The organism is Streptomyces sp. MMG1533, from assembly GCF_001279775.1.
Lineage (GTDB): Bacteria > Actinomycetota > Actinomycetes > Streptomycetales > Streptomycetaceae > Streptomyces.
The window spans coordinates 71,124-87,950 of record NZ_LGDG01000222.1 but is presented as its reverse complement, the minus strand read 5'-3'; the positions used below and the strand labels follow the sequence as shown (position 1 = coordinate 87,950).

At 70.5% G+C, this 16,827-nt stretch carries 14 protein-coding genes and 2 pseudogenes; 7 read left to right on the top strand and 9 right to left on the bottom strand.

The window, feature by feature from the left end; genetic code table 11:
* Positions 1 to 26 precede the first annotated feature (26 nt).
* Complete coding sequence (locus tag ADK57_RS25435; protein WP_053751873.1) at positions 27 to 371, bottom strand: hypothetical protein; 345 nt, start codon at positions 369 to 371, stop codon at positions 27 to 29.
* Between the two features lie 129 nt (positions 372 to 500).
* Here ADK57_RS25435 and ADK57_RS25430 point away from each other — a divergent pair.
* Positions 501 to 1,593, top strand: a pseudogene (locus ADK57_RS25430) (aminotransferase class I/II-fold pyridoxal phosphate-dependent enzyme).
* A 251-nt stretch (positions 1,594 to 1,844) separates the two neighbouring features.
* Here the strand turns inward: ADK57_RS25430 and ADK57_RS25425 are convergent.
* The 3 genes from ADK57_RS25425 to ADK57_RS25415 all read right to left on the bottom strand — a co-directional run bounded on the left by ADK57_RS25425 (position 1,845) and on the right by ADK57_RS25415 (position 5,654).
* The gene (locus ADK57_RS25425) at positions 1,845 to 2,390 is read right to left on the bottom strand and encodes a UPF0158 family protein (protein WP_234390415.1); all 546 of its coding nucleotides are present in this window, start codon (positions 2,388 to 2,390) and stop codon (positions 1,845 to 1,847) included.
* A 294-nt stretch (positions 2,391 to 2,684) separates the two neighbouring features.
* Complete coding sequence (locus tag ADK57_RS25420) at positions 2,685 to 4,778, bottom strand: hypothetical protein (protein WP_234390414.1); 2,094 nt, start codon at positions 4,776 to 4,778, stop codon at positions 2,685 to 2,687.
* Positions 4,779 to 5,099: 321 nt separating this feature from the next.
* A complete protein-coding gene (locus ADK57_RS25415) occupies positions 5,100 to 5,654 on the bottom strand; it encodes a Uma2 family endonuclease (protein WP_053751872.1) in 555 nt (184 codons plus the stop codon).
* A 99-nt stretch (positions 5,655 to 5,753) separates the two neighbouring features.
* Here ADK57_RS25415 and ADK57_RS25410 point away from each other — a divergent pair.
* Positions 5,754 to 6,094, top strand: a pseudogene (locus ADK57_RS25410) (aminotransferase); the annotation flags it as partial.
* A 137-nt stretch (positions 6,095 to 6,231) separates the two neighbouring features.
* On the opposite strand, the gene ADK57_RS25405 reads toward ADK57_RS25410, so the two are convergent.
* Together ADK57_RS25405 and clpB are read right to left on the bottom strand one after the other, a co-directional pair.
* Positions 6,232 to 6,759 (bottom strand): YbjN domain-containing protein, encoded by a 528-nt coding sequence (locus ADK57_RS25405; protein ID WP_053751870.1) that lies wholly within the window; start codon positions 6,757 to 6,759, stop codon positions 6,232 to 6,234.
* A 149-nt stretch (positions 6,760 to 6,908) separates the two neighbouring features.
* Entirely contained in the window at positions 6,909 to 9,506 is a 2,598-nt protein-coding gene (gene clpB / locus ADK57_RS25400; RefSeq protein WP_053751869.1) for an ATP-dependent chaperone ClpB, read from the bottom strand.
* Between the two features lie 134 nt (positions 9,507 to 9,640).
* On the opposite strand from clpB, the gene ADK57_RS25395 reads away from it, so the two are divergent.
* Positions 9,641 to 10,054, top strand: a complete 414-nt coding sequence (locus ADK57_RS25395; RefSeq protein ID WP_053751868.1) for a pyridoxamine 5'-phosphate oxidase family protein — start codon at positions 9,641 to 9,643, stop codon at positions 10,052 to 10,054.
* 220 nt (positions 10,055 to 10,274) lie between these two features.
* Here the strand turns inward: ADK57_RS25395 and ADK57_RS25390 are convergent, their stop codons facing one another.
* Both ADK57_RS25390 and ADK57_RS25385 read right to left on the bottom strand, forming a co-directional pair.
* Positions 10,275 to 10,610, bottom strand: a complete 336-nt coding sequence (locus ADK57_RS25390; protein WP_053751867.1) for a hypothetical protein — start codon at positions 10,608 to 10,610, stop codon at positions 10,275 to 10,277.
* A complete protein-coding gene (locus ADK57_RS25385; protein ID WP_234390413.1) occupies positions 10,607 to 10,822 on the bottom strand; it encodes a hypothetical protein in 216 nt (71 codons plus the stop codon). The genes ADK57_RS25390 and ADK57_RS25385 overlap by 4 nt, the downstream gene beginning before the upstream one ends.
* Positions 10,823 to 10,976: 154 nt before the next feature.
* On the opposite strand from ADK57_RS25385, the gene ADK57_RS25380 reads away from it, so the two are divergent.
* Both ADK57_RS25380 and ADK57_RS25375 read left to right on the top strand, forming a co-directional pair.
* Positions 10,977 to 11,987: a helix-turn-helix transcriptional regulator gene (locus ADK57_RS25380; RefSeq protein ID WP_078973327.1), complete on the top strand. Its 1,011-nt coding sequence runs from the start codon at positions 10,977 to 10,979 to the stop codon at positions 11,985 to 11,987.
* Entirely contained in the window at positions 11,984 to 12,955 is a 972-nt protein-coding gene (locus tag ADK57_RS25375; RefSeq protein ID WP_053751865.1) for a helix-turn-helix transcriptional regulator, read from the top strand. Before ADK57_RS25380 ends, ADK57_RS25375 begins: the two co-directional genes overlap by 4 nt.
* Here ADK57_RS25375 and ADK57_RS25370 read toward each other — a convergent pair.
* A complete protein-coding gene (locus ADK57_RS25370) occupies positions 12,918 to 13,970 on the bottom strand; it encodes a helix-turn-helix transcriptional regulator (protein ID WP_053751864.1) in 1,053 nt (350 codons plus the stop codon). The two genes, ADK57_RS25375 and ADK57_RS25370, sit on opposite strands and share 38 nt — an antisense overlap.
* Positions 13,971 to 14,352: 382 nt before the next feature.
* Between ADK57_RS25370 and ADK57_RS25365 the strand changes: the two genes are divergently transcribed.
* Together ADK57_RS25365 and ADK57_RS25360 are read left to right on the top strand one after the other, a co-directional pair.
* On the top strand, positions 14,353 to 15,897 hold the full coding sequence (locus tag ADK57_RS25365; RefSeq protein WP_053751863.1) for a circularly permuted type 2 ATP-grasp protein: 1,545 nt from the start codon (positions 14,353 to 14,355) through the stop codon (positions 15,895 to 15,897).
* On the top strand, positions 15,894 to 16,826 hold the full coding sequence (locus ADK57_RS25360; protein ID WP_053751862.1) for an alpha-E domain-containing protein: 933 nt from the start codon (positions 15,894 to 15,896) through the stop codon (positions 16,824 to 16,826). The genes ADK57_RS25365 and ADK57_RS25360 overlap by 4 nt, the downstream gene beginning before the upstream one ends.
* Position 16,827: the final 1 nt, after the last annotated feature.

The window sequence follows — 16,827 nt, the reverse complement described above, 5'->3', positions numbered from 1 at the left end:
CCTTCCGGGAGCTCAGCTGCCCCGTGTCAGCTGCCTCCCCCGCATCCGCCCCCGCCACCTCCGCAGGAGGATCCGCCGCCTCCGCAGGACGACGACCCGCCCCCGCAGGAGTGCCCGCCGGACGAGCCGCCGTCGTGCGACGAACCGCTGTCGGACGACCCCGAGCCGCCGTCACCGGTGACGAGGCCGCCCGCGACCCACCAGCTGTTGTCGCTGGAGCCGCTGCTGTGGCTGCTGCCGCTCGACGACCGGCGGCCCCCGCCGCCACGGCCCACGGGCCGTACCGTGTGCCGCCGACGATTCCTGGCGGTGGAGACGAACAGCCCGACCAGGATGAAGCAGACAACAGCCAGGATGATGCCGATGACCATGGCGTCACCCTCCTTCCGATTCCCCCGAAGCGGCCCCCCGTGGGCGCCTCGCTTGGTGCGTGCCGTGGAGATGCCCCTCTGCTCCACCGGCCAAAGCAGAGTTGAGGAAGTCCAGAGCTTGGGCGCAGGATGACCGGCATGACCTCCAGCGCACGCCCCCTCCTCAACCGCCGGCTCGCCGAGTTCGGGACGACGATCTTCGCCGAGATGTCCGCCCTGGCCCTGCAGACCGGATCGATCAACCTGGGTCAGGGCTTCCCCGACACGGACGGGCCCGAAGAGGTCAGGGAGGCGGCCGTACGGGCGCTGCGCGACGGCCGCGGCAACCAGTACCCGCCGGGTCCGGGCATCCCCGAGCTGCGTACGGCGATCGCCGCGCACCAGGAACGCCGGTACGGCCTGTCGTACGAGCCGGACACCGAGGTGCTGGTCACCGCCGGCGCCACGGAGGCGATCGCCGCCACGCTGCTGGCGCTGGTCGAGCCGGGTGACGAGGTGGTCGCCCTGGAGCCGTACTACGACTCGTACGCGGCCTGCATCGCGATGGCGGGCGGCACGCGCGTGCCGGTCACGCTCCGCCCCCACGAGGGCAGCTTCCGTCTCGACCTCGACGAGCTGCGCGCCGCCGTCACCGACCGCACCCGGCTGCTGCTGATCAACACCCCGCACAACCCGACCGGCACGGTCCTCACCCGCGAGGAGCTCACCACGATCGCCGAGCTGGCCGTCGAGCGCGATCTGCTCGTGGTGACGGACGAGGTGTACGAGCACCTGGTCTTCGGCGAGGCCGAGCACGTGCCCCTCGCCACCTTCCCGGGGATGCGCGAGCGGACGGTCTCGATCGGCTCGGCCGGCAAGACGTTCTCGTTCACCGGCTGGAAGGTGGGGTGGGTGACGGCCGCTCCGGCACTGGTCAGCGCGGTGCGCTCGGCGAAGCAATACCTGACGTACGTCGCGTCGGGGCCCTTCCAGTACGCCGTCGCCGAGGCGCTCGCCCTCCCCGACAGCTACTTCAGCGCGTTCCGCGACGACATGCTCGCCAAGCGGGACCTGCTGGCGACGGGGCTCGCGGAGGCCCGAGCGGGCGGGCGTCGTCGCCATCCCGAACGCCGTCTTCTACGACCACCGGGAGGCGGGCGCCCCCTTCGTCCGCTTCGCGTTCTGCAAGCAGACAAGCGTGCTCGAAGAGGCGGCGGCCCGGCTCAAGGCACTGGCCGCCTGACAGCCACAGACGTACCTGCATATGTACCGGCCACACGGCCTGGTGGCTCCGAGCCGCCGCGCACCCTCACTCCACTGCCGCCTGGTCGACCGGGACACCGGTGATCGGCAGTCATCTCACGCAGCCCCCCCCTGTCGGCGGACACGCTTCCATCAGCGATCAACCGGCGCCGCTGGGCCCGGTGACAGCGCCCCCAGATCATGCAGGACAGGGGCAGCAAAGGGTCATACCGGCCCCGAAGGATACGAACCCTAGCTGGGCTCGACGAAGAAGGTGATGTGCGGGCAGTAGCCCTCCTCGGCCAGCCAGGCGCGGGCCCGGCCGCGCTGTCGCTCATCGCGGAACCGGTGGTACCGGCTCCAGGAGCACTCGTCACCAGCGAGGACGTCCTTGAAGCGCCGGAAGGCGCCCCGCCCACCGACGGCGATCCGGAGCCTGTCGGCAGGGGCGGCGTCCTCAACCTCTTCGATGAACAGCTCCATGTCCCGGTAACCGGCCCGGGACCCCAGAGCCGGCACGTACAGCCATCGCTCAGGATCGTCGTCCTCCTCGGCCTCGGGCCCAGGCCCCAGCTCATCGGTGAAACCAGGCCGGCACTCCCCGGTGGACAGATCGATCCGGCCACCGGACTCGGCCGGGTCGCCCTCCAGCAGCATGGCGAGCATCTCCAGATCGACCGCGAGCGGGCGCAGGAGGGGGATCGCCGCGTCTCCCGTGGCCGCGCGCAACCGGTCCGCCAGCTCCTCATCGCCCCGGAAGCCGCGCTCCTGGAGCGCGCCGAGAAACAAGGCCGCCATCTCCGCAGCCCCCCGGCAGGCCCTGCTCCGCGGCCCCGGCCACACCATCGCCGGCCAGCTGCAGCACCTCACGCACAGGTCCACGACGCAAAGCCGCAAGCAACGCCACTCCGTCCTGCGCGTGGAGCGCGCCACGTAGGGCCTGCGGCCCGTCCTCGCCCCATCCCTCAACCACGACCCCGACGGTAACGCGCCAACGGGGACGTACGACGCCGGGACCCATCGGTTTCACTCCGCCCGGCTCCGTGCCAGTGCCAGCGCACCCGGTGCCTGGGGGCAGGCGGTGTTGCCCGGTCAGCGGCGCCGCTTGCGGCCGCTCTTGACAGAGGAGCGCCGAGCCTTCCGGGCGCGGCCGACGCGGGCGCCGTGGGTATCCAGCGCCCGGGCCGCCAGCTGCCTGAGCTCGTCGAGTCCGGCCCGGTCCGGGTGCGCGGAGTCCAACGCGGCGGCAACCGCGTCCCTGGCCTGGGAGCCCTGGGCGCGCAGCGTCTCCTCGGCGCCGTCCCCGCCGCCCGCCAACTCCACGAACTGAAGCAGGCTCTCGGCGAGCACCAGCAGAGACTCTGCATCGGTCATGTCCTCTGGGGACAGCAACTCACGATGCGCCAGCGCGTTCAGCGCCAGCGGCGCCAGCTGTGTGTCTCGCCGCAGCGTGCGCAGCAGCCGCTCGCCCTCACCGTCCGGCAACGCCGCCAGCAGCACGTCGAGCATCGCCTGTGCACGCGTGCGGAAGGTCATGGTCTTTACGGCGTCGGTCAGTTGCCGCAGGGCACCTTCCCGCTCGCCGCGGGCCGTGATCCAGCCAGCCAGCTCCGTGCAAGCGGCGTCCGGGTCGTAGTCCTCGGCCAGCACCCCCAGCAGGCCGGCCGCCGGCGCCTGGGCCAGTTCACCGACCAACGGTGCGTCCCTGCCGGCCGCCAGCAACCGCTGTCGTACGGCCCGGGTACCGAGCTCGGTGAGACGGACGAGCTCGACCGGCCCGGCGGTCAGCTCCTCTCGCCGGGCATCGGCACGCTCCCGCGCCACCGGGTCCGTTGCCGCCCCCACGACGCCCAGCAGCTCCGCGAGCTCCGGCGGCATGTCCGCGAGCGGCTCGGGACCGGCATCGCAGAGGTCGATGTCGAGGAACACCGGATCGGCCATCCCACGGTCACGCTCGATCGCGCCCAGGTCGTCCAGCAGGTCGAGCACCGCGCGCAGGTCCCGGTCGGCGTGCTCGAACCACATCCGGTGCTGAGGGTCCAACCCGGCGTCGAGTTGGAAAGAGGTCCGATAAGCCAGGTGTACGGTGTCGCGCAGCCGCGGCCAGGGCATCGGGTACGGCAGGCTGTAGAGCGTGTTCAGCACGTCGTCCACGATGTGCTCGTAGACGTCGAAGAGCATCGACTCGACGTGCCAGCCGCTGCGTGCCCCGATCAGGGCCTGCCGCAGCTCGAAGCACGCGTCGAAGGCGCGCAGCCACAGCTGGAGCGGGTCGGCCAGCACCGGCCGGGCCTTGGCCACCGCGTACAACCGCCCCTTGACCACGCGGACCAACCGTGCCTTCTTCGCCCACTCCACCAGCAGTCCCAGCCGCGGCAGGTCGGCCGAAGAGCGCACCCCCTCAATCCTGTCGCCGGTGCCAAGTCCGTCCACCAGCTCGCGGGCCTCCGCCATCCGCAGCCGTCCCGTCGCCGTCACCGGGCGGCCGCCCTGCCCCGCCCATCCGGCGAGTCCGCGCAACTGCGCGACGGTCGTCGACGTCTCGGCCCGTCGGCGCAGTTCGTCGTCCGGGGGAAGCATCACGGGCAGTTGCGGCTCGGCCCGGGCCACGCCGGACAGCGCGCGGCCGGTCAGCCGCCGTTCCATGATCGCGGCGAGAGCCTGCTGATCGTAGGCGACCTCCCCGCGCTGCGCCCGGTCCGCGAAGCGCTGAAACGCCGCCCCGTTCTGGACGTCCACGCCCTGCGCCGCGGCCGTCATCGCCCAGAACTTCGCCAATCCCCAGCGAGTGCGGTCCGTCATCGCCGCCAGATGCTGTTCCGCGACCCTGTCGACCGCGGCAAGGGAATCCTGGAGTGAGGGGCCGCGCGGGTCCGCCAACTGCGCGGCGTGCAGATAGCGCAGTAGCGTGCGCAGTGTGCCCGGAGTGTCGGCGCGTTCCTCCCCGGGAAGCTCGGTGACCTGCTGGGGAAGCCAGGAGAGCAGTAGCTCCTCCACATGGCGCGACTCCCACAGCCCCAGTCGGCCGTCGGCAGTCGCCAGGTGCCGGTAGTCCAACGCCGTCTCGGCCATGTACCCGTCCACCGGCAGCCCCTGCTCCCCGGCCCACCGAACCAGGCGGTCGACCAGCAGCCCACGCGCCGCCTCGAACTCCTCCTCGGCCCCGGGTTCGAACCGCATCCGCATGAAATCTCGTCCACCTGTCTGCAGCAGTCGTTGCCGTGCCACGCTATCGCCGAACCGGGGCCGGCAACTCGGCCGAGGACGAGCGGGCCCGCTACCTCAGGGCAGTACGTGGTGGTTGTCGCCCGCAGCAAACGCGGCTTCGAATCCTTACGGCGAACCGGACTTCGTCGCACGGACTCACTGCACAGAACCGCACGCCCCCTGGCCGATCCCGATCGGCGAAAGGCCAGGTCATCCCAGCCGTTGCCCCGACCAGGAACGACCACGTCCGACGACGGCGGTGCCGACGGCACGGGCCTGGCCGCAGTGGGGAGTTCTTCGTCAGCGGGCGTCCGCCTCGGGCTCTGGGCGCGGGAGCTCGTCGAGGTCAAGGGTGAACGTGCGGCCGTCGGCCAGGGGGATGGGGAGCTTGCCCGTGCCGTACTTGTGCGTGTGTGCCGCGATGTACCCCGTGGCGGTCGGCTGGGTGTGGAGGACGACTTCCTGGGCGTACGGATCCACGACCAGGTAGATCGGGATGCCGTAACGGCCGTACTTCGCGGTGCAGTCGTCATAGTCCTTGCGCGCGGAGGAGGTCGAGACGACCTCGGAGATCAGCAGGACGTCCTCGAAGCTGTAGCGCTTGCCTTCCTTGCGTGCGTCCTCACGCAGGATCGCGAGGTCGGGGGCGGAGTTCTCGTCGGCGGGGAAGTCGATGTAGACGTCGGAGGCGGTCTTCGCATGGCGCCCGAGGGACACGATCGTGTCGTACTGCATCGACTTGATCGTGTTGGAGTGCTCGAAGCTCTGCGGAGTCATGATCACCTTTCCGTCAGCCCCGAACAGGACCGTGTACCCCTTGGGGAACTCGGTGTGCACGATCGCGTCGACACTCATGGACTGCTCCTTCCCGTGTGTGGTCAGGATACGGCGGACAGCGCCGTGTCACCGAGCCCGGCGGTACGCACGACACACGAATGAGTGCACGAACAAGGTGTCGCTTGGGTGACGGCCGCTCCGGCGCTGGTCAGCGCGGTGCGCTCGGCGAAGCAATACCTGACGTACGTCGCGTCGGGGCCCTTCCAGTACGCCGTCGCCGAGGCGCTCGCCCTTCCCGACAGCTACTTCAGCGGGTTCCGCGACGACATGCTCGCCAAGCGGGACCTGCTGGCGACGGGGCTCGCGGAGGGCCCGAGCGGGCGGGCGTCGTCGCCATCCCGAACGCCGTCTTCTACGACCACCGGGAGGCGGGCGCCCCCTTCGTCCGCTTCGCGTTCTGCAAGCAGACGGGGGTGCTGGAGGAGGCGGTGACGCGTCTGAAGACGCTTGCCGCATAGGCCCGGGGTCCGGGGCGGAGCCCCCGGACGGCGAGAGCCCGGCCCTGGCACGCGACCGTGGTGGTCGGCGCCCTGGCCGGGCTCTCGTTCGCCTACGGCGCGTGATCGGTCGTGATCGCGAACGCGCCCCTGCAGCCCTACTCGTCCTCTTCGGGCTTCTCCGCCTCGTTGACCTCCTGCTCGAGGCCGAGCTGCTCGACGAGCCACTTGTCGAACTCGATGGCGGCCCGTACCCAGCTGACCGTGGAGGAGACGAAGTGCTCCAGGCTGACGCCGGTGCCGATCAGCATCTGCGCCTCGCCGATCAGGCGGACGGTGCCGTCGTCATGGGTGTGCGTGTAGACCTTGGGCCACAGGGTGCGGCGGTTCCAGTCGTCGATGGACTCCAGCAGCAGAGACTTCTCGTCGATCTTGTGGGGCCGGTCGTAGAACGTCCGCACCGAGAAGACCTGCTGGTCACCCTCACCGCGGAACATGAAGTACGTACGGAACTGCTCCCACGGCGCCGCGAGGTCACCCTCGTCGTCGACGACATACTTCAGCTCCATCTGGTCGAGGAGCTGCTTCACGAGGTCCTGATCCGGGACGACGGGGCCCGCCGGTCCTTGCGGCTGCGGCTCGGGCTGGCCCCCGAAGTTCGGAATCGAGGACGGGTCGATGGTCACCGTGATTTTCCCTTCGTACGGATCCCGCCATCCTCCCCCATGCGGGGAGGGGGGTGGCAAGCCCCGGCGAGTCTGTCAGCCGTCGGCTGACTCGATCCGGTCACCGGGGCAGCCGTACGCCGAGTACCCGGCGTACGGCTCATGACGTACTACAGCGTCTTTCCGGTGGCCGGACCCACGATCAGGCCGTCCCCGAACACGTCCACCCGGACCGTGTCGCCGTCCTTGATCTCGCCGGAGAGGATCTCCTTGGCGAGGCGGTCGCCGATGGCGGTCTGGACGAGGCGGCGCAGGGGGCGGGCGCCGTACGCCGGGTCCATGCCCTCGGTCGCGAGCCAGGCCAGGGCCTCGTCACCGACCTCCAGGGTGAGGCGCCGCTCGGCGAGGCGCGCCGCGAGGCGGTCGATCTGGAGGCGGGCGATCCGGCTGAGGTCGTCCTTCGACAGGGCCGAGAAGACGACCAGGTCGTCGAGGCGGTTGAGGAACTCCGGCTTGAAGGAGGTCCGGACCACCTCCAGTACCTGCTCCTTCTTCTCCGCCTCGCTGGTGACCGGATCGACCAGGAACTGACTTCCCAGGTTGGACGTCAGGACGAGGATCGTGTTGCGGAAGTCGACCGTGCGCCCCTGGCCGTCCGTCAGGCGGCCGTCGTCCAGCACCTGGAGGAGGATGTCGAAGACCTCCGGATGCGCCTTCTCGACCTCGTCGAGCAGGACGACGCTGTACGGCCGCCGCCGCACCGCCTCCGTGAGCTGGCCGCCCTCCTCGTAGCCGACGTAGCCGGGAGGCGCGCCGACGAGCCGCGAGACGGTGTGCTTCTCGCCGTACTCGCTCATGTCGATGCGGACCATCGCCCGCTCGTCGTCGAAGAGGAAGTCGGCGAGCGCCTTGGCGAGTTCGGTCTTGCCGACGCCGGTGGGGCCGAGGAAGAGGAAGGAGCCGGTGGGACGGTCGGGGTCCGCGATGCCGGCGCGGGTGCGGCGTACCGCGTCCGACACCGCCTGCACGGCCTCCGTCTGCCCGATGAGGCGGCGGCCCAACTCCTCCTCCATACGCAGGAGTTTCTGCGTCTCGCCCTCCAGGAGGCGCCCGGCGGGGATGCCGGTCCAGGCGGCGACGGTGTCGGCGATGTCGTCGGCGCCGACCTCCTCCTTGACCATGGTGTCCTTGGCGGCCTCCTCCTCGGCCTGGGAGGCGGCCTCCAAGTCCCGTTCCAGGGTGGGGATCTCGCCGTACAGCAGCTTGGAGGCGGTGTCGAAGTCGCCGTCGCGCTGGGCCCGTTCGGCCTGGCCGCGCAGTTCGTCGAGCTTCTCCTTCAGCTCACCGACGCGGTTGAGGGACTGCTTCTCCTTCTCCCAGCGGGCGGTCAGGCCCCGCAGCTCCTCCTCCTTGTCGGCGAGATCGCGCCGCAGCCGCTCCAGCCGCTCGCGCGAGGCCGGGTCGGTCTCCTTCACCAGCGCGAGCTCCTCCATCTTCAACCGGTCGACACCGCGCTGGAGTTCGTCGATCTCCAGGGGCGAGGAGTCGATCTCCATACGGAGCCGGGACGCCGCCTCGTCGACCAGGTCGATGGCCTTGTCGGGGAGGAAGCGGGAGGTGATGTACCGGTCGGAGAGCGTCGCGGCCGCCACCAGCGCGCTGTCCGCGATCACGACCTTGTGGTGGGCCTCGTACCGCCCCTTGAGCCCGCGCAGGATCGCGATGGTGTCCTCGACGGTCGGCTCGGCGACCAGCACCTGCTGGAACCTGCGCTCCAGCGCCGGGTCCTTCTCGATCCGCTCGCGGTACTCGTCGAGGGTCGTGGCGCCGACCATGCGCAGCTCACCGCGGGCGAGCATGGGCTTGAGCATGTTGCCGGCGTCCATGGCGGAGTCCCCGCCGGCGCCCGCGCCCACGACGGTGTGCAGCTCGTCGATGAAGGTGATGATCTGCCCGTCGGAGTCCTTGATCTCCGCGAGGACGGTCTTCAGCCGCTCCTCGAACTCACCGCGGTACTTCGCTCCCGCCACCATGGCACCGAGGTCGAGCGCGACGAGCCGCTTGTTCTTGAGGGACTCGGGCACATCGCCCTTGATGATCCGCTGGGCGAGCCCTTCGACCACGGCGGTCTTGCCGACGCCCGGCTCCCCGATGAGCACGGGATTGTTCTTGGTCCGCCGGGACAGCACCTGCACCACCCGCCGGATCTCCTGGTCCCGTCCGATGACGGGATCGAGCTTGCCCTCCCGCGCGGCGGCGGTGAAGTCGGTTCCGAACTTCTCCAGGGCCTTGTACTGGCCCTCGGGATCGGCGGTGGTCACGCGGCGTCCTCCCCTTGCCTTCTGGAAGGCCTCCGACAGCTTCTTCGCCGTGGCCCCCTGCCCGGAGAGTACGTCGCCGGCCGGGCCGCCCTTCGCGGCGATGCCGATCAGCAGGTGCTCGGTGGAGAGGTACTCGTCGCCGAGCTCCTTGGCCCGCTCGCCGGCGTCCGCGATCACGGCGAGCAGCTCGCGGTTGGGCTGCGGGGGCGCGACGGTGGACCCGGTCACGCTGGGCAGGGAGGCGAGCGCCTTCTCCGCGCCGGCCCGCACGGCGGCCTGGTCGGCGTCGACGGCGGCCAGCAGATCGACGATGTTCTCGTTCTCCTGCCCCTGAAGCAGCGCCAGGAGCAGGTGGGCCGGGGTGAGGTCGGGGTGCCCCTCGGTCACGGCCCGGTTGCCGGCCGCGTTGATGGCGTCCCGGCTCCGGTTGGTCAGCTCGGCGTCCACGTTCTCTGTCTCCTCCTCCTGGGCGTCCTTGTCGTCGGCCGTCCCGTAACTCTGACTCAGTCACCGTACACAAACTTGAGTCTATGCCACTCAAGGTGGTCCGCGGGAGGACCGGAGCGGTTAAGTTCCGGACCATGGCCGCATATCCCCAGGACCCGGGTGCCCCGGACGCGTCGTACCTCAGCTTCTGGCGCGAACGGCACCTGTGCACCCTGACGACACCACGCCCGGACGGCAGCCCGCACGTAGTACCGGTCGGGGTGACATACGACCCCGAGGGCCGACTTGCTCGGGTGATCGCGGACAAGGGCAGCACGAAGGTGCGCAACATCCTGGCGGCGGGCCCGGCGGGCGCCCGGGTCGCGGCCTGTCAGGTCGACGGCCGCCGCTGGGCCACGCTGGAGGGCCGGGCGTTCGTGCGCACGGAGACGGAACAGGTCGCGGAGGCGGAGCGCCGCTTCGAGGAGCGCTACGGGCGGGCGCCGCGCCCGAACCCGACGCGCGTGGTGATCGAGATCGAGCTCACACGGGCGATGGGGCGGGGCTGAGCGGCGGGAGACCGGGCGCGGAAAAAAGACTGGACGGTCGGTCTTCGAGACCCGCCGAGACCCGCACCGCACGCAAGATCGACTGCTTTCGGCCACACGTCGATTCGCCCGATACCCGGAAATGTCCCGCAAAACTGCAGCGGCGTCACCGTGTTCAGGTCACGGTGACGCCGCTGCGGGGGGAAGCACCTGAGCGATCTGTTACGACGGGGGAATCGCGTCAGGCACTGCGGGGGGTGGCTGAGATGGTCCTTACGGGCGGAGCGTCCGGCTCCACCAGTCGATGGTCCCGCTGGTCCAGGTTCACAAAGATCATTCCGTACCGAATGGCACACCGCACAGGCTGCGGTGCGCCCCGGGGCCGCCTCAGGCACCGGTAGGCCCGTACGTCCTCGTCCTCGTCGCGCGTCACGACGACCGGCTCACCGAAGACGGTCACCATCAGCGAGTCACCGGCGTGGGGGATCGCGGTGACGAGGTCGATGAAGTGCCAGCCGGAGCGGTAGGCCGTGGCCATTTCGCGGCGGAAGGAGCGGTCGTCGGGTGGGGTGGTCATGCGTCCGCGCCTGCCGGGGTGGACCAGCCGACATCGTCACTGGCGCCGGCGGTGACCACCCAACCGACGTCGTCACTGACACCGGCGACGGTCGCCCAGCCGACGTCCTTCACCGCAGCCGTGCTGGTCTCTGCGGTGGGACTCGCCCAGCCGACGTCGAGAGGACCGGCCGCACCGCTGGCCAGCGCAACAACGAAGGCAGTGGCAAGCACCGAGCGAAGCATTCTCTTTTTCATAGTCGGCTTCGTCCTCACTTGATGGCTTCCTCTCCCCCGTGAAACAAGACGATGGCTCATTCAGGCACGTCAATGCCACACATGCGATGCATCATGTTCCTGCACGTTCAGGACCCTGGGGGGTGGAGATTTGCCATCGAAGAGCGCAAATGGGACACATCCGCATGGCATAGCCGACCTATGTGCGGAAGGTGCGCGGATTTATGCCACCGCCCTCGGCACGGGACGCGTCTCCCGAGACGAGGTCGAGCCCGCGCCGTGTCTGCTCGAATTCGCGCTGCTCCATCCCGATCCGGATGACGCCCAGTGGCTGCGCCCGGTTCCGCCGTCCGTCGTGCTGGCCCAACAGCTCCAGCCACTGGAACGCGAGATCCAGGACCGTCGCCGGCTCACCCTCGACCTCGCGGACACCTTCCAGCCCTTCCTGGACATCGGTGCCCAGAAACCGGCGACCACGCACGCGATCACCGTGCTGGAGGGCATCGACCGGATCCACTCGGCACTCGACGTGGCGATCGCCGAGGCCCGCACCGAGGTCCTGACGGTCCAGCCCGGCGGCAGCAGGCCGGAGCACATCCTCAGCCAGGCCCTGAAGCGCAGCAAGCCCCTGATCGAGCGCGGCATCTCCGTGCGCACCCTGTACCAGCACACGGTCCGGCACAGCCAGAGCACCTACGCGTACATGGACAAGATGGCCGGCGCCAAGGTCGAGATCCGCACGCTCGAAGAACTCATCGAGCGGCTCATCATCTGCGACACGACCGTCGCCTTCATCCCCGCCCAGGACGACCGGACGGTGGCCCTGGAACTGCGTCACCCCGGTCTCGTGCAGTACCTCATCAAGGTTTTCGAACAACTCTGGCAGCGGGCAACCCCCCTCCTGGACGAGGTCCCGTACGAATCCACGCCCGAGGGCATCACGGGTGTCCAGCGATCCATCGCCAAGCTCCTCATCGAGGGCCATGTCGACGAGGCCATCGCCCGGCGACTGGGCATGAACGTCCGCACCTGCCGGGCCCACATAGCCAAGCTGGCCGCGGCACTGGGCAGCGGGAGCCGGGCGCAGCTCGGGTTCCTCATCGCCCAGGCGGGGATCCTGAACCAGGATCACTCGGCATCGAAGGAAGACACACAGCCATGACCGAGGGCCACCGGCACGCGACGGAGGAAGTGTGTGAGGCGGGCCTGAGCCTGTACGACACCGCACTGCGTGACGGCCGGGTCGCCTCGCACAGGGCCGACTCCCTGCCCTGCGTGGTCGACTCGGGTCTGCTGCAGCCGGACGTCGTGGATCCGCGCTGGATGCGTCCCGTCGCTCCGGCCCTGGCCCTGCCGCGGCTGGTGCTCGCCATCGAGGAGGGCGTCGCCCGCCGCAGGCGGCACGAGGAGCGGCTGGTCGAGGCCTTCACCCCGCTTCTGGAGGCCGCCGTCCCGGACGCCGTGTCGCTGGGCAACCCCGTGATCAGGCTGCTCAGCGGGCTCGACCAGATCAACACGGTCATCGAACAGGCCCTGAACACCGCCCAGGACGAGGTGCTCACCGTGCAGCCGGGCGGGAAGCGCCCCGCCACCGCCCTGAGCATCGCGCTGCGCCGCGACCGCGAAGTACTCGCCCGGGGCTGCCGCATGCGCACCCTCTACCAGCACACCACGCGCCACGACCCCGCGGTGCTCGCCCACTACGAGTACCTGGCGGGTGATGTCGAAGTGCGCACCCTCGACGAGGTCCCGGAGCGGCTGATCGTCATCGACCGGAGCGTCGCCTTCGTCCCCGCGAGCAAGGACCGCAAACTCGCCCTGGAAGTCCGCCATCCGGCGCTCGTCGACTTCTTCGCCACCACCTTCGACCGCCTCTGGCGCCTGGCCACCCCGATGCACCCCGAGGCCGTCCAGCAGCCCACCCTGAACGGCATCACACCCCGCCAGCGCGCCATAGCCGCCCTCCTCGTCGAGGGCCACACCGACGCCGTCATCGCCGACCGCCTCGGCATGAACATCCGCACCGCCCGCGTCCACATCGCCAAACTCGCCGCGACGCTCGGCAGCGAGAGCCGGGCACAGCTCGGTTACCTCATCGGACGGTCCGGGATCCTTGATCAGGAAGCGTGAGCGAGCCCGGCCCCGACCCGACGTCGGCCGGACGCGCCGCGCCGTCCAGGCCGACCTGGGCGATGCGGACGCCCAGTTGGGTACGGCTGGCGGCGCCGAGCGTCTCCGACAACCGCGCGATGTGCGCCCGGCAGGTCCGGACGCTTATCCCCAGCCGTTCCGCGATCACCGCGTCCTGGTGGCCCTCCGCGAGCAGCGCCGCGATGGACTGCTCGCGGTGCGAGATGCCCTCGATGCCGGTGTCGGGGAGGGGGGCGGTCAGCGGGATCGCGAGCCGCCAGAGGCGCTCGAAGACCGTGACCAGGTACTCCACCAGCGCCGGGTGGCGTAGTTCGAGGGCGAGTGTGCGGTCCGCGTTCGCCGGGATGAAGGCCACCGTGCGGTCGAAGAGGATGAGCCGGTCGATCACTTCGTCGAGCGTCCGCGCCTGGACCGTGCCGCCCATCAGCTCCAGGTAGTTGAGCAGGCCCTGCCCGTGCCGGGCCACGTGCGTGTACAGATCGCGCATGCGAACGCCCCGGCCGCGCAGCGCCAACGCCCTGTGCAGGCCCTCCGTCAACTCGTGCTCGGGACGGATGCCGCCGGGCTGGACGGTGAGGACCTCCGCCGTGCACGCCTCCGTCGCCTCGTCCATCGCGGCCTGGATGCGGGAGAGGCCGTCGAGGACGCGGATCGCGCTGCCCTCGGCGGCGGCCGCCTGTGGCTGCGGGCCGCCGAGACCGGCGTACCACTCGAAGGCCGCGACCGCCGAGCCCACCCGCCGCTGGCCGGCGCTGACCTCGTCGTACAGCCCGCGCAGCAGCCGCGTCATGACCTCCTGGGGGGCCGTGGGCACCAGCCACGCCATGTCGTCAGGGTCCGGATGCAACAGGGCCAGCTCCAGCAGACAGGGCACCGGCTCGGCATCCCCGCGCGGCACGCGGCCCCGCCGCACGGCCCGGGAATACACGCGGTCCCCGGCCTCGCACAGTCGGTCGGCACCGTGTGGATGCTCCTCCGCCCCGTGCCCGGCCATCGCCCATCCCACCCCCGGTTCCAGCGTCTTCCGCAGCGCAACTATGCGCGGACCCGACCCTCTCCGCAACACGGCTGACCCCCTCGCGGCAGGCAGAAAACCCCGGTATGTCCCACTAACTCCACGCCTCCGCCAGTCGGGTTGCAACAAGCTGATGGTGGTGTTCCGTACCCGCCGGGGGCGGCGCGGAACCCGCACCGCCACCGCCGCACCGCACCGCCGCTCCGGCCCCCGGGCCCGCGCCCCTCGCCTCCGCCACGCCTCCGCCACGCCTCCACTGCGGCCCCGCTGCGTCCCCGCCCGGGACCCGCCCCGATTTCGCGTGAGCTCCCGGAAATCCCCGAGTGATCGTCGTGTTACGTCCCGCCTCTAACGTCGGGCCATGGCGGACATATTTGACGCATACGCGTTGGCCGACGCGTGGGACGAGATGTTTGAGCGGCCGGGTGAGGTCAGGACCGCCTATGAGCCGGTGCTGGCTGCACTTCAGCCGATCGAACCGAGTGAACTTCGCTTCCGGGCGGACCAGATGGCCAGGGCGTTCACCGACCGAGGGGTGACCTACGCCTTCGCGGGCGAGGAGCGACCCTGGCCGCTGGACCTCGTGCCCAGGATCCTGGACGCCCTGGAATGGGATCTCATACAACGCGGGGTGAGCCAGAGAGTCAGGGCCCTGGAGGCCTACCTCGCCGACGCCTACGGGCCCGCCCGTGCCTTCGAGGACGGTGTCGTGCCCTGGCGGCTGCTCCTCAACTCCCCCCACTTCCACCGCGCGGCCCACGGGGTCGAGCCACCGGGAGGCGTACGCATCCACGTCGCCGGCATCGATCTCGTCCGGGACGAGGCCGGGGACTTCCGCGTCCTCGAGGACAACGTGCGCGTGCCCAGCGGGGTCTCGTACGTCATCGAGAACCGCCGGGCGATGACCCGGATCTTCCCGTCCCTCTTCGCCGAACAGCACGTCGTGCCCGTCGACGGGTACGCCCAGCGCCTGCTCGCCGCCCTGCGGGCCGCCGCGCCCGACGGCACCCAGGACCCGCGGGTGGTCGTCCTGACCCCCGGGCCGAGCAACGCCGCCTACTTCGAACACGCCCTGCTCGCCCGGCTGATGGGCGTGCAGCTGGTCGAGGGACACGACCTGGCCTGCCGCGGCAACCGGGTGTGGATGCGGACGACCCGCGGCGAGGTACCCGTCCATGTCGTATACCGGCGCCTGGACGACGACTTCCTCGACCCGCTCCACTTCCGCCCCGACTCGGTGATCGGCTGCCCCGGCATCATGGGCGCCGCCCTCGCGGGCAACGTCACCCTCGCCAACGCCGTCGGCAACGGCATCGCGGACGACAAACTGCTCTACACGTACGTCCCTGACCTGATCCGTTACTACCTCTCCGAAGAACCGATTCTCCCCAATGTGGAGTCCTTCCGGCCGGACGAACCCGGCCAGTTGGACGCCGTCCTCGACCAGATCGACCAGCTCGTCATCAAGCCGGTCGACGGAGCCGGCGGCCAGGGCATCGTCATCGGCCCGAAGGCCGACCGCGAGACCCTCGACCGCACCCGCGAGGCCGTCATCGCCGACCCCCGCGGCTTCATCGCGCAGCGGCCCGTCGCCCTGTCCACCTCCCCCACCCTCGCGGGCGAACGCATGGCTCCGCGCCACATAGACCTGCGTCCCTTCGCCGTCAACGACGGCAACGATGTCTGGGTCCTGCCAGGCGGCCTCACCCGGGTCGCCCTCCAGGAGGGCAACCTGATCGTCAACTCCAGCCAGGGCGGCGGCTCCAAGGACACCTGGGTGCTGGCCGAGGGCCCCGCGCAGCAGCCGGCCCCGGTGAGCGCCGGCGCGCTGCCCGACGTGGCTCCCCGCCAGCTCGGACCCGACGGCACCCCCACCGTCGTACAGGAAGGGGCGCAGCAGCAGTGAACGACGTGATCCTGTCCCGGATAGCCGAGTCCCTCACCTGGACCGGACGGTATGTCGAGCGGGCCGACGCCACCGGCCGCATCCTCGACGCCTACCTGCACCGCATGCTGGAGGACCCCTGGCGCGACGAGGACGTGGCCTGCCGGTCGCTGTACGCGATCCTCGGCGTCGACGCTGGCGACCAGCGCGTCGACATGCAACAGGTCCTGGACCAGCTGGCCTTCGACGCCCGTTCCACCTGCTCCATCGAGGGCGCGCTGGGCGCCGCCCGGCTGAATGCCCGCAGTGCCCGCGAGGCGGTGTCCTCCGAGATGTGGGAGTGCCTCAACTCCACCTGGCACGCCCTCGCCGACCAGCGGCTGGCCGCGCGCCGCACGGGCCCGTACGCGTACCTGGAACTGGTACGACGCCGGGCGGCCCTCTTCTTCGGCCTGGCCGACTCCACCATGAGCCGCGACGACAGCTGGCGTTTCGTCGTCCTGGGCCGGAGCCTGGAACGGGTGGACATGACCGTACGGCTGCTGTCCGTGCGCGTGCTGGACGCGGCGCACGCACCCGACTGGCCGACACTGCTCAGCGCGAGCGGCGCCGACGAGGCGTACGCGCGCGTGTACGGCGGCTTCGGCGACACCCCGCGCGTGGCCGAATTCCTGCTCCTGGACCGGGAGTTCCCGCGCTCGGCGCTGCATGCCCTGACGACCGCGGAGGAGTGCCTGGCGGCGCTCGGCCGCCCCCGTCAGGACCCGGCACGCCGACCGATCGGCCGGATGCGCACCCGCCTCGAGTACCTGGACTCCCAGGCACTGGAAGACCAACTGCCCCACCTCCTACGGGACTTGCAGCAGGCCTGCATGGCCTCCGCCGACGGGGTGGCCGAGCGGTTCTTCCCCTACCAGGGCCCCGTGGAGTGGGCCCAAGAAGGAGCCTGAG